Raw genomic sequence first — 17,438 nt, 5'->3', positions numbered from 1 at the left:
TTGACCTGTCTGGCTGGGGGTGAGCCTGGGAGGTGCGCGCGAGCATGGCCGACGCCGGCGCGCGGGTCGAACTGCTCGGCCCGGTGCGGCTGCTCGACGGCAGCCGTGCGGTTCCCGTCGGCGGTCCCGGGGTGAAGGGGCTGCTGGCGCTGCTCGCGCTGCGCGTGGGCAAGGTGGTGCCGCTCGAGGAGATCATCGACGCGCTGTGGGGCCACGACCCGCCCGCCACCGCCCGCACCATCGTGCACGGCAACGTGTCGCAGCTGCGCAGGCTGCTGCGGGAGATGGCCGAACCGGTCGCCGAGATCAGCACCCGTCCGCCCGGGTATCAGCTTTCCCTCGCCCCGGAGCGGATCGACGCGCACCGCGCGCGGGCGCTGCTCGACCAGGCCGCGCTGGAACCTCCCGAGCACGCCTCGAAACTGCTCGCCGAAGCACTCGCGCTGTGGCAGGGCCCGACGCTCGCCGGAGTGCCCGATTCGGTGCGAGCGCCCGAATTGGACGAGTTGCGGCACGCGATCCACTACGCCCGGATCAACGCCGATCTCGACCTCGGCCGCTACGACGAGCTGATCGTCGAGCTGAGCCCGATCGTCCGCGCCGACCCGCTCGCCGAACGCCTCGCCGGACTGCTGATGCGCGCGCTCTACCACGCCGGGCGGCGCGGGGAAGCGCTTGAGCTGTACCGCGTCGTCTCGCGGGCCACGCTCGGCTCGCTCGGCGTCGAACCCGGCACCGACCTGCGTTCGCTGCACGAGCGCGTGCTCAACGACGATCTCGCCGCAGTGGTGCCGGAGCCGGCTGTCGCGCCGTCTCAGCTGCCGCCAGCGCTGCCGACGCTGGCCGGCCGGGAAGCGGAAGTGGAGTGGCTCGACGGGCTCGCCGAACGCGGCGACAGCACCGTGATCGTGTCCGGCACCGCTGGCGTCGGGAAGAGCGCCCTGGTCGTGTGGTGGGCGCACCGCGCGGCGAAGCTGTTCCCGGACGGGGTGCTGTACGCCGCACTGCAAGGGTTCGATCCGCGGCACGCGCCGCTGGAACCGGGCGATCTGCTGTCGCAGTTCCTGCTCGGACTGGGCGTGCCCGCCGACGAGGTGCCGGAACAGGTGCACGAACGCGTCGCGCTGTACCGGTCGCTGATCGCCGGACGGCGGATGCTCGTGCTGCTCGACGACGCGCGTTCGGCCGAACAGGTGCGTCCGCTGCTACCGCCGGGCTCGGGGTCGATGACGGTGGTGACCAGCCGGTCGCGGCTGGAGGCGCTGGCGGTGTCGAACGCGGCGAAGCTGCGCGTGCTCGGCACGCTCGCGCCGGAGGCCGCGGTGCGCGTGATCGAGGAGCTGGCCGGTCCCGCCGATTTCGACCTCAACCACGCACTGGCCCGGCTGTGCGGCTACCTGCCGCTCGCACTGCGGATCGCCGGGGCCCGGCTCGCCGCAAGTCCACAGTGGACACTCAAGGATCTCGTGGGAGAGCTGGGAAACGAACGCACCCGGCTGGCCGGACTGGACGTGACCGGAGCCGACGACGGCGTGCGGGCCGCGTTCGACGTCTCGTTCCGCGGCCTGCCGGACGGGCTCGCCAGGACGCTGCTGCGGCTGGGCGCGGTGCCCGCCCGGCACACCGGCCCGCACCTGACCGCGGCCATCGCGCAGATCCCGGTGGCGCAGGCCCGCCGCGAACTCCGCACGCTCGCCGCGCACAACCTGATCGCCGAAACGTCGCGCGACGCCTTCGCCCCGCACGACCTCGTCCGGCTCTACCTGCGGGAGCTGGCCGAAACCGAACTCGACCCGGAGGAACGCGCGGCGGTGCTCGACCGGGCGATCCGCTACCACCAGGCCGCCGCCGACACCGCGCGACGGAGGATGCTGCGCATCGTCGACCCGCTCGACCTCACCGGACTGGTGCCGCCGGACGCGCTGCCGCCGCTGGAAACCTTCGCACAGGCCCAGGAGTGGTTCGCCGCGGAATGGCCGAACCTGCTGGCCGTACTGGACGCCGCACACGCCGACGGCCGCTACGCCGACGTCTGGCGGCTCGCCCGCGTCGCGCACACCTACCGGGTCGTCTGCCCGCTTTACGAGGAATGGATCCGGCTGGTCGATCTGGGCCTCGCCGCCGCCGAGGCCGCGGACGAACCGCTCGGCCAGTGCTGGATGCTGATCTCCCGCTGTGCCATCGCGCTCACCTTCGAACTGTCACAGGGCAGCATCGCCGACGCCGAACGCGCGGTCGACCTGGCCGCCGGTCTCGACCGGCGCTCGCTCATCGTCGCGAAAATCCACCTCGGCAGCGTGCTGACCCTGCTCGGCCGCTACGCGGAGGCGATCGAACGGCTGCTGGAGGCGGTCGCGGAGACCGAACGCACCGGCGACCTCGAACTGCGCGGCCAGGCGCTCAACAACTGCGCGGAGACGGAAAAGCGCGCCGGCCGTCCGGTCGAGGCGATCACCCACCAGCTGGCCTCGCTGAAGATCGACCGCGAACTCGGCGACGACAGCTACGCGGTGGTGTCGCTGAACAACCTCGCCGAACTGCACCTGGGAGTCGGCGATCTGGCGGCGGCGGAGCGGTACGCGCGGGAGGCGGTTTCTCTGGCGGTGGCGCGGCAGTTCGAGCTGCAGGAGGGCATCCTGCGGGTCACGCTGGCGCGGATCCTGCGCGGCCAGGAACGGCTGGGCCCGGCGCGGGAGCAGTATCGGCGGGCGGTCGCGCTGTATGAGCGGATGAATCCGCGGCAGGTCGAGGACTTGCGCAAGGAGGCGGCCGACCTGGGGTGAGCGGCCCCTCACGGTCGCCTTCAGCCTGCTTACCGTCCACAAAGGACGCCACCTCCGGCGAAATGCCCGATTAACGCCCGCTCGCCCGTTTCTTCAAGTCCGTGAAGGACTCCTTGAGGGAATCTGATTCCCTCAAGGAGTCCTTCACGGACGACACGCCCAGCTCCCGCCGCCCGCGTGGCCCCGAAGCGAGCCAGCCTGGTCCGCCAGCCGCTTCGTCCTGGGCGGATCCGCCTCAGCCGCACCCCCAAAGCCGCCTTGAGTCCCTGGCCTGGGGAATCAGGGTTCCCCTCACGGGCAACGCCGTCCCCGGCGGGAGGCAGTGAGCGGGCAGTCGCCAGGCCCGGCTCTTGTACAACGTTCAGCTGTGTTTACGCAGGTCGACGTGGTAATAATCGCGCTCGCTTAGCGGATTCTTAGCCATCGGGCGGTCAGCGCGCGTAGGGTCGGCCGCGACGCTGGCGGAGCCCTAGGGGAGGGGCAGGTTGTGAAGCCGGCGACGGGACCGCGGCGGCCGTGCCGTGCGGACCTGGAAGAGCCGCCAGGAGCGGTTCGGTGGCGGTTGGCCGGCCGAGATGGGGGTAGGCCGGCCGGCCGCCAGGCTATTCGACGTTCGCCGTGCAGAGTGCGATCGAGCTGCCGCTGTTCTCGGCCACCTTCTTGCCGTCGACGAGGATCTGGCAGCTGATCTGGTTGGTCACGCTCGCGTTGGCGGTGTCCGCGGTGAGCGAGAGGATCGGCGTGCCGCCGTCGTAGGAGGCGTGGCCGTGCCAGTCGTCCGTGCTCGGCGGGGTGGCCGCGGTGCGCTGGTCGTTCAGCGTGCCGTAGCGGACGGTCGCGCCGCCCGCCGAGGTCACCACGAAGTCGACCGAATGCTTCTCGCCCGGCTGCGGCGGGATGTGCAGCTCGCCCGCGCGCGCGGTGCCGAACATCGCCGGATACAGCAACATCGCGCCGCACAACAGGGCCGATAGTACGGAAAGCGTCGTTCCGGTCAGCGCGACGCCCAATCCGCGCATTGTTCCCTGGGATGAAAGTACGATTCCCGCAATTCCGGCGGCGAGGCCGATGCCGGCCAGCGGCCAGGCGAGGAAACCCCAATCCGGGAGGAAGGCGACACCGGCGGCGGCCAGCCCCAGCACGACCGCGAGGCCGCCGGGCCAGTTCGCCTTCCGCCGGGACGGGGCCTGCTGGGGTGTTCGGTGCGGACCAGGGCGAGTGGTGGTCCGGCTGTGTCGTGCGGGTGCGGCCGGATACGGCTGCTCGGTCGTCATGCGTGCCTCTTCCGCCTGTGTTGGCGAAGACGCTAACGCAGATGCCCGCGTAGTTGGAATAATCGTTATCGAGTGACAATGTCATCCATTTACCGCGTGTGCGGCAGCGGGGTCATTTCCCGCCGGATTGCGCGGAGTGGTGCCATTTATTGCCCGAAAAGACTAACGGTGCTTTCGAAGAGCGACCGCGTGCTTACCCCGTGAGCTTGCCCTGGCCGCGGGCACCCCCGCCGCCATTCACTGATCGAAAAGGCTGACTTCGGGAGTGATCTCGAGCAGTTCGTGCACCGGCCTGCCGCGGCGGCCGTCGATGGTCGTCGTGCGCACTACGCGCAACCGCGCGGTTACCGGCCGATCGAGATTTTCTTTGATCTGGTCGAGCAGATCCGGGGCGACCGCGCCCTGAATGGTACCGCCGGATTCCCGCTCCAAGTAGAAAATCCGTCGCCGGGTGCGCACGCCGTCGAGGCGTCCGGTCACCGTCTCGTAGCCGACCGCCTCGCGGGACTCGCGGAGGCTGCCCTGCAGCACCCTGGCCTGTTCGGTGGTCATGCTGCGGGTCACCTGCTCGCCCGCGGTGGGCGTGAGCGCCATTCCGATGCCGGCGTGCTTGCTCACCGCGTTGACGACATCGCTGACCGCGTTGCGCACCGTGTCGCGCTGCAGCAGCACCGCGTCGAGCGCGCCGTCGTCGGAACCGTTGGCGGGCAGGAAATCGCAGAGTTCCTTCACCGCGCGCTCGGACAGCGTTTCGATGCCGTCGTGGATCAGCGCGTCGTCGACCGCCGGTTCCGGGAAGCCGAAGAAGATCGCGTTGCCCGCCTGTCCTTTTTGGATCAACGGGGCCTTGTCGCGGTCCGCCTGCTGGACGAAGGTGACCTCATTCGACGGATTGCGGATGATGTGGCCGATCTTCGCCGTCGCGTCCTGCAGCGCGCGGCTGATATCGGAAAAGGTGTACGCGTCGATGTGCGTTTCGCCGATCACCGACACGTGCAGCAGGGGCGCGCGGCAGGTGCGCTCGAACTTCGCGTTCGCCGCCATCGCCGAGGCGCGGGCGAGGTCGTCCAGCCACGTGCCGCCGGGGATCTCGTCCGCGATCCGCCGGAACTCGTTCCTCACCACACCATCTCCGGGATTCCTCTGCCGCCCTCGGCCCACACCGATTCCCACACGTCCTCGTCGCCGGGACGGCACAGGAAGCCGTCGAGCATGCCGCCGACCGGCTGGATCTGGTCGAGGTACATCGCGGGCTGGCCGACGATGATGCCGCGCAGCGTCAGCAGGCCGTACAAGGCGGTGCGGCCGCTGTCGTCAAGCCGCTTCAGCGCGCCCCATTCGTCGGGCAGCAGCACCACGTCGAGCCCGCGCGGCGGATGCGCGGTGCGGGTGACGAACGCGCCGCCGAGCCAGGCCCGCCCGGACGTGATCACCCGCTGGGCGACCCCGAGGTAGCTGTTGAGCGCGCTGAAGAGGATCTCGCGCTCGTTCTGGTGCGGCGCGTCGTAGACCAGCCGCTCGTAGACGTCGGCGAGGTCGGCGTGGTGGCGGCCGGGCGGCAGCAGGTGCTGTGGCGTCCAGTGCGGAAGCGCCATCGGACCTCCTGACGTCGTCCGGGGCCCTCGGCGCCCGCTTACCGTGCGTAGCCGAATCTACCAGGTGGGTGTCAGCCACTGCGTCCAGGTCGCCGGGGCGCGGGTTCGTCGTCGTGCGGCCAGTGCGGACTCCGCTGGTCGTCCTCGGGCCAGCTCAGTTCGCCGGACAGCCGCGGCTCGGGATCGGGCAGCGGATGCCCCGCCGGGTCCTGGGCGGGCTGCTGGGCGTGGTACGGCTCGTCCGGGTCGACGTCCGGATAGTCGTTGTAGACGCGCTCGGGCTGGTCGTCGTAATGCGGGTACGCCGGTTCGGCATAGCCCGAGTGGTCTTCGCGGTCCCGGTAATCCCCGTGGTCCTCGTACGGGTTCGCCGGCGGGATGTGCCGGGTCTCCTCGGCCGGGGCCTCGACCGGCGCGGCCGCGGGCCGGTAGGGATCAGCCTCGGCCTTCGGCCGGGACGCGCGCGTGAACAGCCACATGACCGCCGCCCCGAGCAAGAACGAGACGAGCAGCCACAACCAGATCTGCCCGAAGAGCCAGAGCATCCGCCATCACCTCTGTTCCGCTGTGATCTCGACCCGCCGGTCGCCGTCGTCCCCTTCGCCCGAACCGCTCCTGCTGCCGACCGCGAGCAACCGGTCGGACGGCACGTCCTCGCGGATCAGCAGCCGGATCACGGTCAGCGCCCGGTTGCGGGAAAGCTTCAGTGCCGCGCTGCGCCCGCCCGGACCGTCGGCGACCCGGCCGACGACGCGGTAGCGCAGGTTGTCCGGGGCGTCGCGCAGCAGCGGCGCGAGGTCGCGCGCGGCCTGCTCGCCTTCGTCAGTGAGCCGCGCGGTGTCCGGTTCGAAGGTGATCGGCGCGGTCGCGAGGCGACGGTCCAGTTCGGCCTGGATTCCGGCGCGGTCGGTCGGCGGCGCGGAGGGCGCGGTGGACGACAGGCTCGGCGGCGGGCTGGACGGCGGCGCGGTGGCGGTCGGTTCCGGCGAGGGAACGGACTGCACGGGCCCGGTGCCTCCGGACGCCTGCGCCGACTCGACCCCGTCGACTCCTTGCACGATGCCCAGCGCGCGGCCGGCTTCCTCGGCCGGGAACCCTTCGAGAGTCGCCTGCCGTCCGGAGAACTTGACCTGGCCGCCGCGGACACCGGCCGTGTCGAGCGCGGAGCGTGATCGCGCGGCGAGATCGTCCTGGATTCCGCTGCCTTGCAGCCAAGTGACAATGCCCGCGAGCAGCGCTGTGACCACCACTGCGACGGGGATCAAACGAAGCCACCCTCGTGCACCGGACATAAAGGGGACCCTATGCCGGGCTGGTCCGGTTGGCGACCTGGTAAAGGCCGCCGTTCGGGTGGACCCTCGTGAGTGGCGTTGCCGGTTCTGACCGGCAACGCCACTCACGAGTACTCAAGCGGTGGCGTTGCCTCGCACGTCGAGGTCGAGGTCGAGCCCTGCCGGGTCGTTCGGCACCAGGGGAGCCAGCTGCGGCCGCTTCGGCGACAGCCCGTCGCCCATGGACTCGCCACGCAGCTGACGGCGGATCCACGGCAGCAGGTGCACCTTGGTCCACGCGAGGTCGGACCGCCGCGACGTGATCCAGGTGGCCGGCTCGGTGCTCGCCGGGTACGGCTCCCGCCAGTCCTCGTCGACCGGTACGCCGAGCACCTCGGCGGTGAGCAGCGCGATCCGGCGGTGCGCGTCCGGCGTGAAGTGCAGCCGGTCGTCGCTCCAGGCGCGCCGGTCGTGCAGCGGCTCCATCGTCCACAGGTCGACCATCTTCGCGCCGTGCCGGGCGGCGATCGCCCACAGATGCGTGTTGTAGATCGCGACCTTGCCGCGCAGCACGCTCATCACCGACAGCGTCTTGGTGTCCGGGCCGTTGAAGATCACCACCGGGATCCCGGCCGCGCGCAGCTTCGCCACCCCCGCCTCGAAGCGCGCCGCGATGGCGTCGACGTCCGCGCCCGGCACGATGACATCGTTGCCGCCGGCGCACAGCGTGACCAGGTCGGGTTTCAGTTCGAGGGCGATCGGGACCTGCTCGTCCATGATCTCGTCGAGCATCTTGCCGCGCAGCGACAGGTTCGCGTACTGGAAGCCGGGCTCCCCGCCCGCCAGCATCTCCGCGAGCCGGTCGGCCCAGCCGCGGAACGTCCCGTCGCCCCGATGGTCGTTGAGGCCCTCGGTGAAGCTGTCCCCGATGGCTACGTAGCTGTTGATCCCGTACACGCTGGGTTCCCCTTTCCCGCTGGTGCGCGCCTGTTCCCCGTGAAGTCCCGGATGTAGTTGTACACCCCAACTAACAGTCGGATATCCCCATATCCTTCCCGCCGGACACGCCCGGTTCTCACCGATGTCACAGTCTCTTACCTTGTCGGGGGTTGCCGCCTCCCTATTACGGCAATTTCACCGGGACGAACCTCACTATTGGGGGCTTACCGGGCGCCGTGTGGGGTAGGTCTCCCGACGTGGGGGTCCGCCGCGAGTTGCGGCAGTCTGGAAGGTGTGACAGACGAGACTGCGAAAGGGCCGGCCCGGGAGTCGCTCACGCAGATCCTCGGCGGGCGGCGAGGCGCGATCGACGCCAGCATCCCGCCCGCCGCGTTCGTCGTCGGCTGGCTCGCCTCCGGCCAGTCGATCGCCTGGGGAGCCGGCGTCGCGATCGGCGTCGCCGTGCTGCTTGGCGCGTACCGGCTGATCCGGGGGGACAAGGCGCGCGCGGTGGTGGTGAGCCTCGCCGCGGTGGTGATCGCCGCGCTGATCGCGATGCACACCGGCCGGGCCGAGGACTTCTTCCTGCTGCAGCTGTTCTCGAACGCGGCGAGCGCGCTGCTGTTCGCGGCGAGCATCGCGGTGCGCTGGCCGCTGCTCGGCGTGATCGTGGGGCTGCTGCTCGGCCAGAAGACTCGCTGGCGGCGCGACCCGGCCCTGCTGCGCGCGTACTCGTGGGCGAGCGGGGTGTGGGTGCTGCAGTACTTGCTGCGCGTGGTCGTTTACGGCCTGCTGTGGTGGACCGGGCAGGTGGTGGCCCTCGGCGTGGCGCGCACGGTGCTCTCCTGGCCGCTGGTGGCGGCGACCGTCGCGGTGAGCGGCTGGGTGCTGTACCGGAGCCTTCCCGCAGAACACCCGGGCCTTCGCTTGGCGAAAGACCCGGGTGCGGGCGGGTCCGACGACGGACCCGGAAGTTAGGCGGCCCCCGGCGAGGGGGGAGGGTCCGGGGGCCGGTTCCTACGGTACCCGGACCGGAGGGGTTGAGTCGACGGTTTCGACTCTTCCGCTCAAGTTTTGGTGGCATTCACCCGTCGGGATGGTCGCGGGGTGTCCTCGCCCCACGCCGCCACGGCCGCGAGCCACGCCGCGCCGAGCACTCCATCGGAGCTGGTCAGAACGGTGAGCCCGGCGAATTCGGCCCGCACGCGAGCGCCGGCCGGGCTGTCCTGCGCCAGCACGCTGCCCACGAGCACGATCGGAGTTTTTTCTCCTTGCTCGCGCGTGGCGCGGGCGATGCCCACGAGATGCCGGGCGCCCCGCGTGACGATTTCCTCCGCGACGGGTTCGCCCGCGGCGGCCGCGGCGCTCACCAACGGCGCGTACCGGGCGAGCCGGATCGGCGCTTCCGCATTGGAATGGGTCACGAGTTCCCACATGACTTTGAAGCGGTCGGACAAGTCCACTGCGGACGGTCCGAACGCTTCGGCGAGAACCGCTTCCGCCAGACCGCCGAGCGGAGCGTCGCCTTCGAGCGCGGCGAGCGTGGCCCGCACGGCTTCGCGGCCGAGCCAGAAGCCGGAGCCTTCGTCGCCGAGCAGCCAGCCGTGGCCGCCCGCGGTGCGGACCATCCGGCGGCCGCGGATGCGCCCGGCGATCGAGCCGGTGCCGGCCACGAGCACTGTGCCGTCCGGTTCGGAGGTCGCGGACGCGTAAGCCACTTCCGCGTCGCCGGTGACGCGGACCAGCCCGCCGAGGCCGATCCGTTCCCAGGCCGCGGTGAATTCCGCGGCGACCGCCGGGTCGGACAGCTTGCTCTCGCCAGCCATGCCGACCACGACGCCGAGCACGTCGGTTCGCCCGCCCAGTGCGGATTCGATGGCGCCAGCGATCCGCGCCGCGGCCTCCGCGGGCGGATGCGAGTTGGGGTTCGAGCCCGCCGCGGCACCAGTGCCATGCACGACGCCGGCGGCGTCGACCGCGATCGCTCGGGTCGAGGTGCCGCCGGCGTCCACGCCTACTACGAGGCTCACCGGGTTTTGGTCACCTTCAGCAGACCGCGCGGGTTGTCCGGGTTGCCGCCGCGAGCGAGCGACAGTCCGAGCGCGATGCGCTGGATCGGCAGGATTTCCAGTACTGGAGCCAATTCCTCGACCGTCGGGGCGACCGGGATGCGCAGCGCGGCAGGCACGTCCTGCGCCGCCGAGCCGACCGCGAGCACGTCCGCGCCGCGTTCGCCGACCGCTTCGAGGACCTCGCGCATGGCCTCGCCGCCGCGGCCGAGGCTGGTAGCGGCGAGCACGGCGGTCTCGCCGTCGACCGCCGCGACCGGGCCGTGCAGCAGGTCCGCGCCGCTGTACGCGCGGGCCGCGAGGTAGCTCGTCTCGGCCAGCTTCAGCGACGCTTCGAGCGCGCTGGCGTAGGAGTAGCCGCGGCCGGTGGTGAGCACGCGGTCGACAAAGCGATACCGATCCACCGCGCGCTGCACGCCTTCGGCCGCGCCGTCGAGCGTCTGCTGGGCCAGTTCGCCGATCTTCTCGGCGTCTTCGCCCTTGCCGCCGCGGATCGCGTCGATGAAGAGGTACAGCGCCATCAGCGTCGCGGAGTACGTCTTGGTCGCCGCGACTGCCTTTTCGACCCCGGCGCCGATGTCGACGCCCAGCTCCGAAGCCGCGCGCAGCGGCGAGTCCGGGGTGTTCGTGACCGACACGGTCAGTGCGCCCTGGCGACGGGCGGCCTCGGTGACCTCGATCAGGTCCGGCGAACCGCCGCTCTGGCTGACGGTGATGAAGAGCACGTCGCGCAGGTCCGGACGGGCGCCGTAGAGCGTCGCGGTGGACGGCGACACGAGGCCCGCCGGCAGGCCGAGGAGTACCTCGATCAGGTATTTCGCGTAGAGCGCGCCGTGGTCGCTCGAACCGCGAGCGGCGAGCAGGGCGAACCGCGGCGGGTTCTGTGAAATCTTTTCCGCGACTGCTGCGATGCCGGACCGCCGCTCGACCAGCCCGGCGAGAACGCTGGGCTGCTCCGAGATTTCCGCGGCCATGTGCTCGCCGGGACGTAGTTGGGTCATCACTTTCCTCTCCGCCGGGACGGGGTCCCGGTGTGCTGAGCGGCGTCCGGTCAGGTCTAGACCAATGCTAGCCGGGCGGAGCGGGTCGGGAGAAGGGTACGTTTCCTCACGGGGCAGTGGCGCGTTTAATGTGGGAAGACTGAGGGAGCCGGGCATGCTGGAGACACCCCCCGCGAGCGAGGCGGGGACTGCTGCGCGAGGGCAGCGCGAACCCAAATACTGGGCGCTGAAGCAGCATCTGCTGGACCTGCTCGACGCACTGCCGCCGGGATCGCCGATCCCGACCGAGCGGGCGCTGGCGGGAGAATTCACCGTTTCGCGCACCACGGTGCGCCAGGCGCTGGCGGATCTCACCGCCGAGGGCAGACTGCACCGCGTCCAGGGCAAGGGCACCTTCGCCGCCGAGCCGAAGCTCGCGCAGCGGCTGCAGCTGTCCTCCTATACCGAGGACATGCGCAAGCAGGGCCTGAAGCCGTCGTCCCAGTTACTGGAACTCGAAGAGCTTCCGGTCGAGGGCGAGATGACGAAGCTGCTGCAGCTGCGCAACGGCGCGAAGATCCTGCGGCTGCGCCGGCTCCGGCTCGCCGACGGCCAGCCGATGGCGCTCGAAACCACGCACCTGCCGCTCGGCCGGTTCCGAGGACTGCGCAAGCACATCACCGCGGGCGGTTCGCTGTACGCGGTGCTGCGCGAGCACTACGGCGTCGAGCTGGAGCGCGCGGAGGAGACCATCGAGACGTCGCTGGCCGGGCCGCAGGAAGCGGAGATCCTCGGCGCGGACGTCGGCATGCCGGTGATGATGCTGACCCGGCATTCGTTCGCCACCGACGGCAAGCCGGTCGAGTTCGCCCGCGCGGTGTATCGCGGCGACCGGTACAAGTTCGTCACCACGCTGCTGCCCTGATCGCGTGACGGCTGCGGGGGACACCGGCATCCGCTGGGGCACGCCCGCGGCTCGCGGCGTGCTCTGGACGACCATCCTCGGTTCGGGGATGGCGATGCTCGACGGCACGATCGTGAACGTCGCGCTGCCGAGGATCGGCGAGGAGCTTGGCGCGTCGGTCGCCGGTCTGCAGTGGATTCTCGACGGCTACCTGCTCGCGCTGGCCGCGCTGATCCTGGTCGCCGGGTCGCTCGGCGACCGCTACGGCAGGCGGCGGGTGTACCTGGTCGGAGTGGTGTGGTTCGGCCTCGCGTCCGGGCTGTGCGCGGCGGCGACGTCGACCGAGTTGCTCGTGCTGTTCCGCGTGCTGCAGGGCGTCGGCGGGGCGTTGCTGACACCTGGGTCGCTGGCGATCCTGCAGTCGTCGTTCTCGCACGAGGACCGGGCACGCGCGATCGGCTCGTGGTCCGGCCTCGGCGGGATCGCCGCCGCGGTCGGGCCGCTGCTCGGCGGGCTGCTGGTGCAGGCGTGGTCGTGGCGGCTGGCGTTCTTGATCAACCTGCCGCTGGCGGTCATCGTGGTGCTGATGGCGCGGCGGTTCGTGCCGGAGTCGCGGGATACCGCGGCCACCGGCCATCCGGACTACGTCGCCGCGGCGGTCGGGGCGCTGGGGCTCGCCGGGGTCACCGGTGCGCTGGTCGAGGCTCCGGTGCGCGGGATCAGCGATCCGGTGGTGCTGATCGCCTTGGTGGTCGGCGTCGCTGGGCTGGGGCTGTTTCTCTGGCTCCAGCATCGCGCCGCCGAACCGCTGGTGCCGCCCGCCCTGTTCCGCGACCGGACGTTCACGCTGTCGAACGCGTTGACGTTCGTGGTCTACGCGGCGCTGGGCGGCGTGATGATGCTGCTGGTTCTGCAGCTTCAGGTGTCGCTGGGTTATTCGCCGACGCTGGCCGGGCTGGCCGGATTGCCGATCACGGTGATCATGCTGCTGCTTTCCGGCCGGTCGGGCGCGCTCGCGCAGCGGATCGGGCCGCGGGCGCAGCTCGTGGCCGGGCCGATCGTGGTCGGCGTCGGGATGCTGCTGCTGACGCGAGTGGGGCCGGGGTCGTCGTATCTCGGCGCGGTGCTGCCCGCGGTGGTGGTGTTCGGGCTGGGACTGGCCACTGTGGTCGCCCCGGTGACCGCGACGGTGCTGGCCGCCGCGCCGGATCGGTACGCCGGGGTCGCGTCCGGGGTCAACAACGCGATCGCCCGATCGGGTGGACTTCTGGCGGTGGCGGTTTTGCCCGCCGCGGCTGGTTTGACTGGTTCTGCCTACCGGGATCCGGTCGCGCTGACCGCTGGCTGGCAGACCGCGCTGGTGATCTGCGCGGTGCTGGCGATCGCCGGCGGGCTGATCGCGTTAGGAATTCACAACGGGGTGCTCGGGGCCGCGGAGCCGGACGACTCGCCGCACCCCGGGGACTGTTTGCACTGCGGGGTGGAAGGACCGCCTACGCATGTCCACCCGGGTGGACCGCACTGAAATCTCTCTGGGGGAAGTGTGCTGGGGTTTATTGGTACCGGTGAACTGACGGCCGCCATCGTGGCCGGGCTCGACGGAAGCGTGCCGGTGGTGGTGTCGCCGCGGTCGAAGGAGATCAGCGCGGAGCTGGCCGCGCGGTATCCGCAGGTGCGGGTGGCCGGCAGTAACCAGGATGTGCTCGATGCCGCGGACACGGTGGTGCTGGCGGTGCGGCCGCCGGTGCTGCGTGAAGTGGTGGACGAGCTGACGTTCCGGCCGGAGCACGTGGTGATCAGTGCGGTGGCCGGGGTGCGGGTGGCGCAGCTGCGGGACTGGGTCGCGCCGGCCGCGCGGGTGGTGCGGTCGATTCCGTTGCCACAGGCGGCGCAGCGGCAGAGCCTCACCGCGATGTACCCGGAGGACAGCGTCGCGCGGGAGCTGTTCGAGCGCGTTGGCGGAGTGGTGGTGCCTCGCGATGAGCCGAGCTTGGAAGCGTTCAGCGCGGCTACTTCTACCTTCGCCACGCACCTGGACTACCTGGCGACCATCGCCGGATGGATGACCGCGCAGGGGGTCGAGGCCGAGGCGGCTTCGGCGTACGTGACGCATGTGTTCGCGCAGGTCGGCAAGTCGCTGGCCGGGGGCGGGTCGCTGGAGGAGCTGACGACCCGGCACATGACCCCGGGCGGGATCAATGAGCAGTTGCTGACCGAGCTGCGCCGCGACGGGATGCCGGACCTGGTGCGGCAGGGGCTGGACTCGGTGCTGGCCCGCCTACGCGGTGCCGCGGGATCGGGCGACTAGCCGGGTCTCGACGCGCTGCAGGGCCGTGATCAAGGTGTCGACTTCTTGGGCGTCGGTGAAGGTCCCGTCGAGCAGGCGGGACCAGGTGTCGCGCAGCCGCCGCAGGTTCTCCGCCGCCTTCGGGGTGGGGTAGAGGCGGACGCGCCGGGCGTCGTCGGGGTCGGCTTCCCGGCGCAGCAGTCCCTTGTTCTCCAGGCCCCGGACGGCTCGGCTGACGTTGCTGGAGATCATCTGGGTGGCCTCGGCCGCGGCGTTGACCGTGGCCCCCGGATGGCGGTCGACGAACCGCATCACCGCGCCTTCCAGCGGCGTCCCCGACTCGGCATCGGCCTCCTTGGCGGCGTTGATGTGCCGGGCCACCGCGAGGATCAGGTCGGCCACCTCGAAAAGCTGTTCGTCTTTCACCTGGTCAGCGTAGTACCTATCGTTTGACAGATATACTTAGCTATCAGTTGATAGCTAAGGAGCAGTCATGACCAAGAGTGCACTGATCATCGGGGCGTCGCGGGGGCTGGGCTACGCGCTGGCTGCCGAGTTCCTCGGCCGCGGCTGGCAGGTCACCGCGACCGAGCGCACGCTCTCCGCGCTGCACGAGCTGGCCGGGCTGACGGTGGAGACCGTCGACATCGCGGTGCCCGACCAGGTCGCCGCCCTGCGTGAACGACTGACCGGGGCGGCGTTCGACCTGCTGTTCGTCAACGCCGGAACCAACTACACGACCGATCCCTCGGCGACCTTCGCCGACGTGTCCACCGAGGACTTCGCCCAGGTCATGGTGACCAACGCGCTCAGCCCGATGCGCGTCGTCGAGACGCTGGGGGACCTGGTCCCGGCGACGGGCACCATCGGCGTGATGTCGTCGGGCCAGGGCAGCGTCGCCGACAACACGAACGGCGGCTTCGAGGTCTACCGGGCGAGCAAGTCCGCGCTGAACCAGCTCATGCGCAGCTATGCCGCACGGCACGCGGACGACCCGCGCACGCTGCTGCTCATGGCCCCGGGCTGGGTCAAAACGGACCTGGGCGGGCCGCATGCGCGGCTGACCATCGACGAGAGCGTCCCGGGCGTCGCCGACACGATCGAAGCTTGGTCAGGCAAGGGCGGGCTGCACTACCTGGACCGCCAGGGCCAGACCGTCAACTGGTGACTGGCTTTCAGGCGAGCAGTTCGGCCAGCATCCCCGGATCGATGTTCCCGCCGGAAACGACCGCTACCGTGCGGCCGCCGGGGAGTTCGTCGGCGTGGTGCAGGTAGGCGGCCGGGGCGGTGGCACCGCTCGGCTCCGTGACTAGGCGACCTTGCCGGGCCAGCGCGCGGACCGTGTCGCGGATTTCGTCCTCGGTCACGGTGATCACGCCGTCCAGGACGCGCTGCAGGTGCGCGAACGTCAGCTCGGACGGCTGCGCACGCAGGCCGTCCGCGATCGTGCGGGCGCGGTCGGTGATGGGCCAGTCCACGCGTTCACCCGCGGCGAGGCTGGCCGCGGTGTCGGCGGCCAACTCGGGTTCGACACCGAAAACCTTCGCGTTCGGGCACTTCGCCTTGATCGCGGTGCCGACACCGGAGGCGAAGCCGCCGCCGCTGACCGGGACCAGCACGGTCTCGACATCCGGCAGGTCCTGAGCGATTTCCAGGCCGACGGTGCCCTGCCCGGCGATGACGTCCGGGTGATCGAACGGCGGGATCAACGTGAGGCCGCGCTCGGCGGCGAGTTCCAACGCGGCCGATTCCCGTTCCGCGATCGGCACTTCGCGAACCTCCGCACCCCAGCGCAGAGTGGCTTCGACTTTCAGCCGCGGCGTGACGTCCGGCACGACGATCACCGCGGGAATCCCGAATTCACGAGCGGCGTACGCGACCGCTTGCGCGTGGTTACCGCTCGAATACGCGACCACGCCGCGTTCCCGTTCGGCGTCGCTGAGCGCGGCGATCGCGTTGTACGCGCCACGGATCTTGAACGCGCCGATCGGTTGCAGGCTCTCGGGTTTCACCCAGAACTCGCCGGGAACCCAGAGCTGGCGCAGCAACGGGGTGCGCACCGCGGTGCCCTTCACCCGCCCGGCCGCGGTTTCGATGTCGGAGATCGTCACGAAGTGCATGAGGCGAGTATGTCAGGAAAGTGTGAGCTTTAGTCTATCCATTTTGGACAGTCAACGTGGCGTCCCTCACGCCTGGGCAACGAAGGGAGCGTCTGGGACGACTTAACCGTTGAAGAAACAGGAGCCAATGGTGGGAAAGACGATCAGATCGGGATCATGAGCGAGGAGCAGAAAACCCCGGAGGAGAAGAAAAACCTCCGGATGACCTCGGTGCTGGCCGCGGCGCTGGCGGCAGTCACCGCCGCGTTGCTGGGTTCGACGCTGGGGGTCGCGGGAACAGTAATCGGCGCCGGAGTGGCCAGCGTGGTCAGCACCGTCGGCGGTGAGTTGTACCTGCGCTCCCTGCAACGCACGCGCGACGCCGCGAGGAAGGCGATGGAAACAGCAGGCCGCCGCAGCCGCAGCGGCCTCACCCCCGTGCGCGCGCCCGCCTCAGGCCAACCCGGCCCCGGCGAGGCCCCCACGGCATACCTCCCCGCCGACCTGGCGAACATGCCCACGGTCCGGCTGTCCGAACTGCAGCCCACCGAGCCGGAAAAGGCCGACACTCTCGGCGAAAAACTGCGCAAAATGCGGTGGCCGCTCATCATCGCCTCAAGCGCGGTGGCCTTCATCGTCGCGCTGATCGTCCTGCTCACCATCGACTGGACCACCAAGGGCAGCGTGTCCACCGGCCTGATCCCTCGCCAGCCGGACACCAGCCAGCACCAGGACGACCACCGCGACGACACACCGAGCACCGCCCCACAAGCCCCGCCGACCGGCGAGTCGCGCCAGAACAACCCCACGTCCACCCCGACCACGACGCCGAGCGCCCCGCCGCCCTCGCAGCAAACACAGCAGCCGACGCGCCCCCCGACGTCGACGACGAACCCGACCACGTCGTCGCAAGCGCCCAGCACCAGTCAGACTCCGACCGCCCCCGCCGTCCCGTCAAACGGCGGCGAGTAGCCCCCTCCCCGGTGCCGAGGTCCGTGAGGGCCACCTTCACGGACTCTGATTCCGTCAGGGTTCCCCTCACGGCCCGCTGCCGCCGCCGGAGTCCGTGAGGGGCCCCCTCACGGACTTAGATTCCCTCAAGGAGTCCTTCACGGACCTTGACCGCCCGCCGCCACTGTTGCGCCCCAATGTGGCGTTGGGTGCATGCCACGCACCCAATGATGCTCCTATGGTGTGTCAAGGGGTGAGGTGGTGGATTGCGGCGAGGTCTGCTGTG

The 17,438-nt window shown here is 70.4% G+C and carries 17 protein-coding genes; 7 read left to right on the top strand and 10 right to left on the bottom strand.

Annotation, left to right across the window (positions count from 1 at the left end; translation table 11 throughout):
* Window positions 1–44 precede the first annotated feature (44 nt).
* The gene (locus ACFSVL_RS42740; RefSeq protein ID WP_378313257.1) at window positions 45–2,783 is read left to right on the top strand and encodes an AfsR/SARP family transcriptional regulator; all 2,739 of its coding nucleotides are present in this window, start codon (window positions 45–47) and stop codon (window positions 2,781–2,783) included.
* Window positions 2,784–3,385: 602 nt separating this feature from the next.
* On the opposite strand, the gene ACFSVL_RS42735 is transcribed toward ACFSVL_RS42740, so the two are convergent.
* The 6 genes from ACFSVL_RS42735 to ACFSVL_RS42710 all read right to left on the bottom strand — a co-directional run bounded on the left by ACFSVL_RS42735 (window position 3,386) and on the right by ACFSVL_RS42710 (window position 7,880).
* Entirely contained in the window at window positions 3,386–4,057 is a 672-nt protein-coding gene (locus ACFSVL_RS42735) for a hypothetical protein (RefSeq protein ID WP_378313256.1), read from the bottom strand.
* A 237-nt stretch (window positions 4,058–4,294) separates the two neighbouring features.
* A complete protein-coding gene (locus ACFSVL_RS42730) occupies window positions 4,295–5,179 on the bottom strand; it encodes a hypothetical protein (protein WP_067580198.1) in 885 nt (294 codons plus the stop codon).
* Entirely contained in the window at window positions 5,176–5,652 is a 477-nt protein-coding gene (locus ACFSVL_RS42725; RefSeq protein WP_378313254.1) for a DUF6932 family protein, read from the bottom strand. The genes ACFSVL_RS42730 and ACFSVL_RS42725 overlap by 4 nt, the downstream gene beginning before the upstream one ends.
* A gap of 71 nt (window positions 5,653–5,723) precedes the next feature.
* Window positions 5,724–6,197, bottom strand: a complete 474-nt coding sequence (locus tag ACFSVL_RS42720) for a LapA family protein (protein WP_378313253.1) — start codon at window positions 6,195–6,197, stop codon at window positions 5,724–5,726.
* A 6-nt stretch (window positions 6,198–6,203) separates the two neighbouring features.
* Window positions 6,204–6,917, bottom strand: a complete 714-nt coding sequence (locus ACFSVL_RS42715; protein WP_378313251.1) for an OmpA family protein — start codon at window positions 6,915–6,917, stop codon at window positions 6,204–6,206.
* A 141-nt stretch (window positions 6,918–7,058) separates the two neighbouring features.
* Entirely contained in the window at window positions 7,059–7,880 is an 822-nt protein-coding gene (locus ACFSVL_RS42710) for an SGNH/GDSL hydrolase family protein (protein WP_378313249.1), read from the bottom strand.
* Window positions 7,881–8,156: 276 nt separating this feature from the next.
* On the opposite strand from ACFSVL_RS42710, the gene ACFSVL_RS42705 reads away from it, so the two are divergent.
* The gene (locus tag ACFSVL_RS42705) at window positions 8,157–8,840 is read left to right on the top strand and encodes a DUF3159 domain-containing protein (protein ID WP_378313247.1); all 684 of its coding nucleotides are present in this window, start codon (window positions 8,157–8,159) and stop codon (window positions 8,838–8,840) included.
* 89 nt (window positions 8,841–8,929) lie between these two features.
* On the opposite strand, the gene ACFSVL_RS42700 is transcribed toward ACFSVL_RS42705, so the two are convergent.
* Together ACFSVL_RS42700 and ACFSVL_RS42695 are read right to left on the bottom strand one after the other, a co-directional pair.
* On the bottom strand, window positions 8,930–9,892 hold the full coding sequence (locus ACFSVL_RS42700; RefSeq protein WP_378313246.1) for an N-acetylglucosamine kinase: 963 nt from the start codon (window positions 9,890–9,892) through the stop codon (window positions 8,930–8,932).
* Complete coding sequence (locus ACFSVL_RS42695) at window positions 9,889–10,932, bottom strand: SIS domain-containing protein (RefSeq protein ID WP_378313244.1); 1,044 nt, start codon at window positions 10,930–10,932, stop codon at window positions 9,889–9,891. The genes ACFSVL_RS42700 and ACFSVL_RS42695 overlap by 4 nt, the downstream gene beginning before the upstream one ends.
* A 154-nt stretch (window positions 10,933–11,086) precedes the next feature.
* Here ACFSVL_RS42695 and ACFSVL_RS42690 point away from each other — a divergent pair, with 154 nt between their 5' ends.
* Genes ACFSVL_RS42690 through ACFSVL_RS42680 form a run of 3 tightly spaced genes read left to right on the top strand, consistent with a single transcriptional unit; the run spans window position 11,087 to window position 14,123 of the window.
* On the top strand, window positions 11,087–11,836 hold the full coding sequence (locus ACFSVL_RS42690) for a GntR family transcriptional regulator (protein WP_009084055.1): 750 nt from the start codon (window positions 11,087–11,089) through the stop codon (window positions 11,834–11,836).
* A 4-nt stretch (window positions 11,837–11,840) separates the two neighbouring features.
* Window positions 11,841–13,340, top strand: a complete 1,500-nt coding sequence (locus ACFSVL_RS42685; RefSeq protein ID WP_378313241.1) for an MFS transporter — start codon at window positions 11,841–11,843, stop codon at window positions 13,338–13,340.
* An 18-nt stretch (window positions 13,341–13,358) separates the two neighbouring features.
* Window positions 13,359–14,123 carry an NAD(P)-binding domain-containing protein gene (locus tag ACFSVL_RS42680; protein WP_378313239.1) on the top strand — a complete coding sequence of 255 codons (765 nt, stop codon included), beginning with the start codon at window positions 13,359–13,361 and terminating at the stop codon, window positions 14,121–14,123.
* On the opposite strand, the gene ACFSVL_RS42675 is transcribed toward ACFSVL_RS42680, so the two are convergent.
* Window positions 14,094–14,528 carry a MarR family winged helix-turn-helix transcriptional regulator gene (locus tag ACFSVL_RS42675; RefSeq protein WP_378313237.1) on the bottom strand — a complete coding sequence of 145 codons (435 nt, stop codon included), beginning with the start codon at window positions 14,526–14,528 and terminating at the stop codon, window positions 14,094–14,096. The genes ACFSVL_RS42680 and ACFSVL_RS42675 overlap by 30 nt on opposite strands.
* A 67-nt stretch (window positions 14,529–14,595) precedes the next feature.
* Between ACFSVL_RS42675 and ACFSVL_RS42670 the strand changes: the two genes are divergently transcribed.
* Window positions 14,596–15,270 carry an SDR family NAD(P)-dependent oxidoreductase gene (locus ACFSVL_RS42670; RefSeq protein WP_378313235.1) on the top strand — a complete coding sequence of 225 codons (675 nt, stop codon included), beginning with the start codon at window positions 14,596–14,598 and terminating at the stop codon, window positions 15,268–15,270.
* A gap of 7 nt (window positions 15,271–15,277) precedes the next feature.
* Here ACFSVL_RS42670 and ACFSVL_RS42665 read toward each other — a convergent pair whose 3' ends face one another.
* Window positions 15,278–16,222, bottom strand: coding sequence for a threonine ammonia-lyase (locus ACFSVL_RS42665; protein ID WP_378313233.1), 945 nt, complete (start codon window positions 16,220–16,222; stop codon window positions 15,278–15,280).
* 156 nt (window positions 16,223–16,378) lie between these two features.
* On the opposite strand from ACFSVL_RS42665, the gene ACFSVL_RS42660 reads away from it, so the two are divergent.
* Window positions 16,379–17,173, top strand: coding sequence for a hypothetical protein (locus tag ACFSVL_RS42660; protein ID WP_378313231.1), 795 nt, complete (start codon window positions 16,379–16,381; stop codon window positions 17,171–17,173).
* The last annotated feature ends 265 nt before the right edge of the window (window positions 17,174–17,438 follow it).

Source organism: Amycolatopsis silviterrae (genome assembly GCF_042684085.1).
In the GTDB taxonomy this organism is placed as follows: Bacteria; Actinomycetota; Actinomycetes; order Mycobacteriales; family Pseudonocardiaceae; genus Amycolatopsis; species Amycolatopsis silviterrae.
This window is presented reverse-complemented; position numbering and strand designations above follow the sequence as displayed.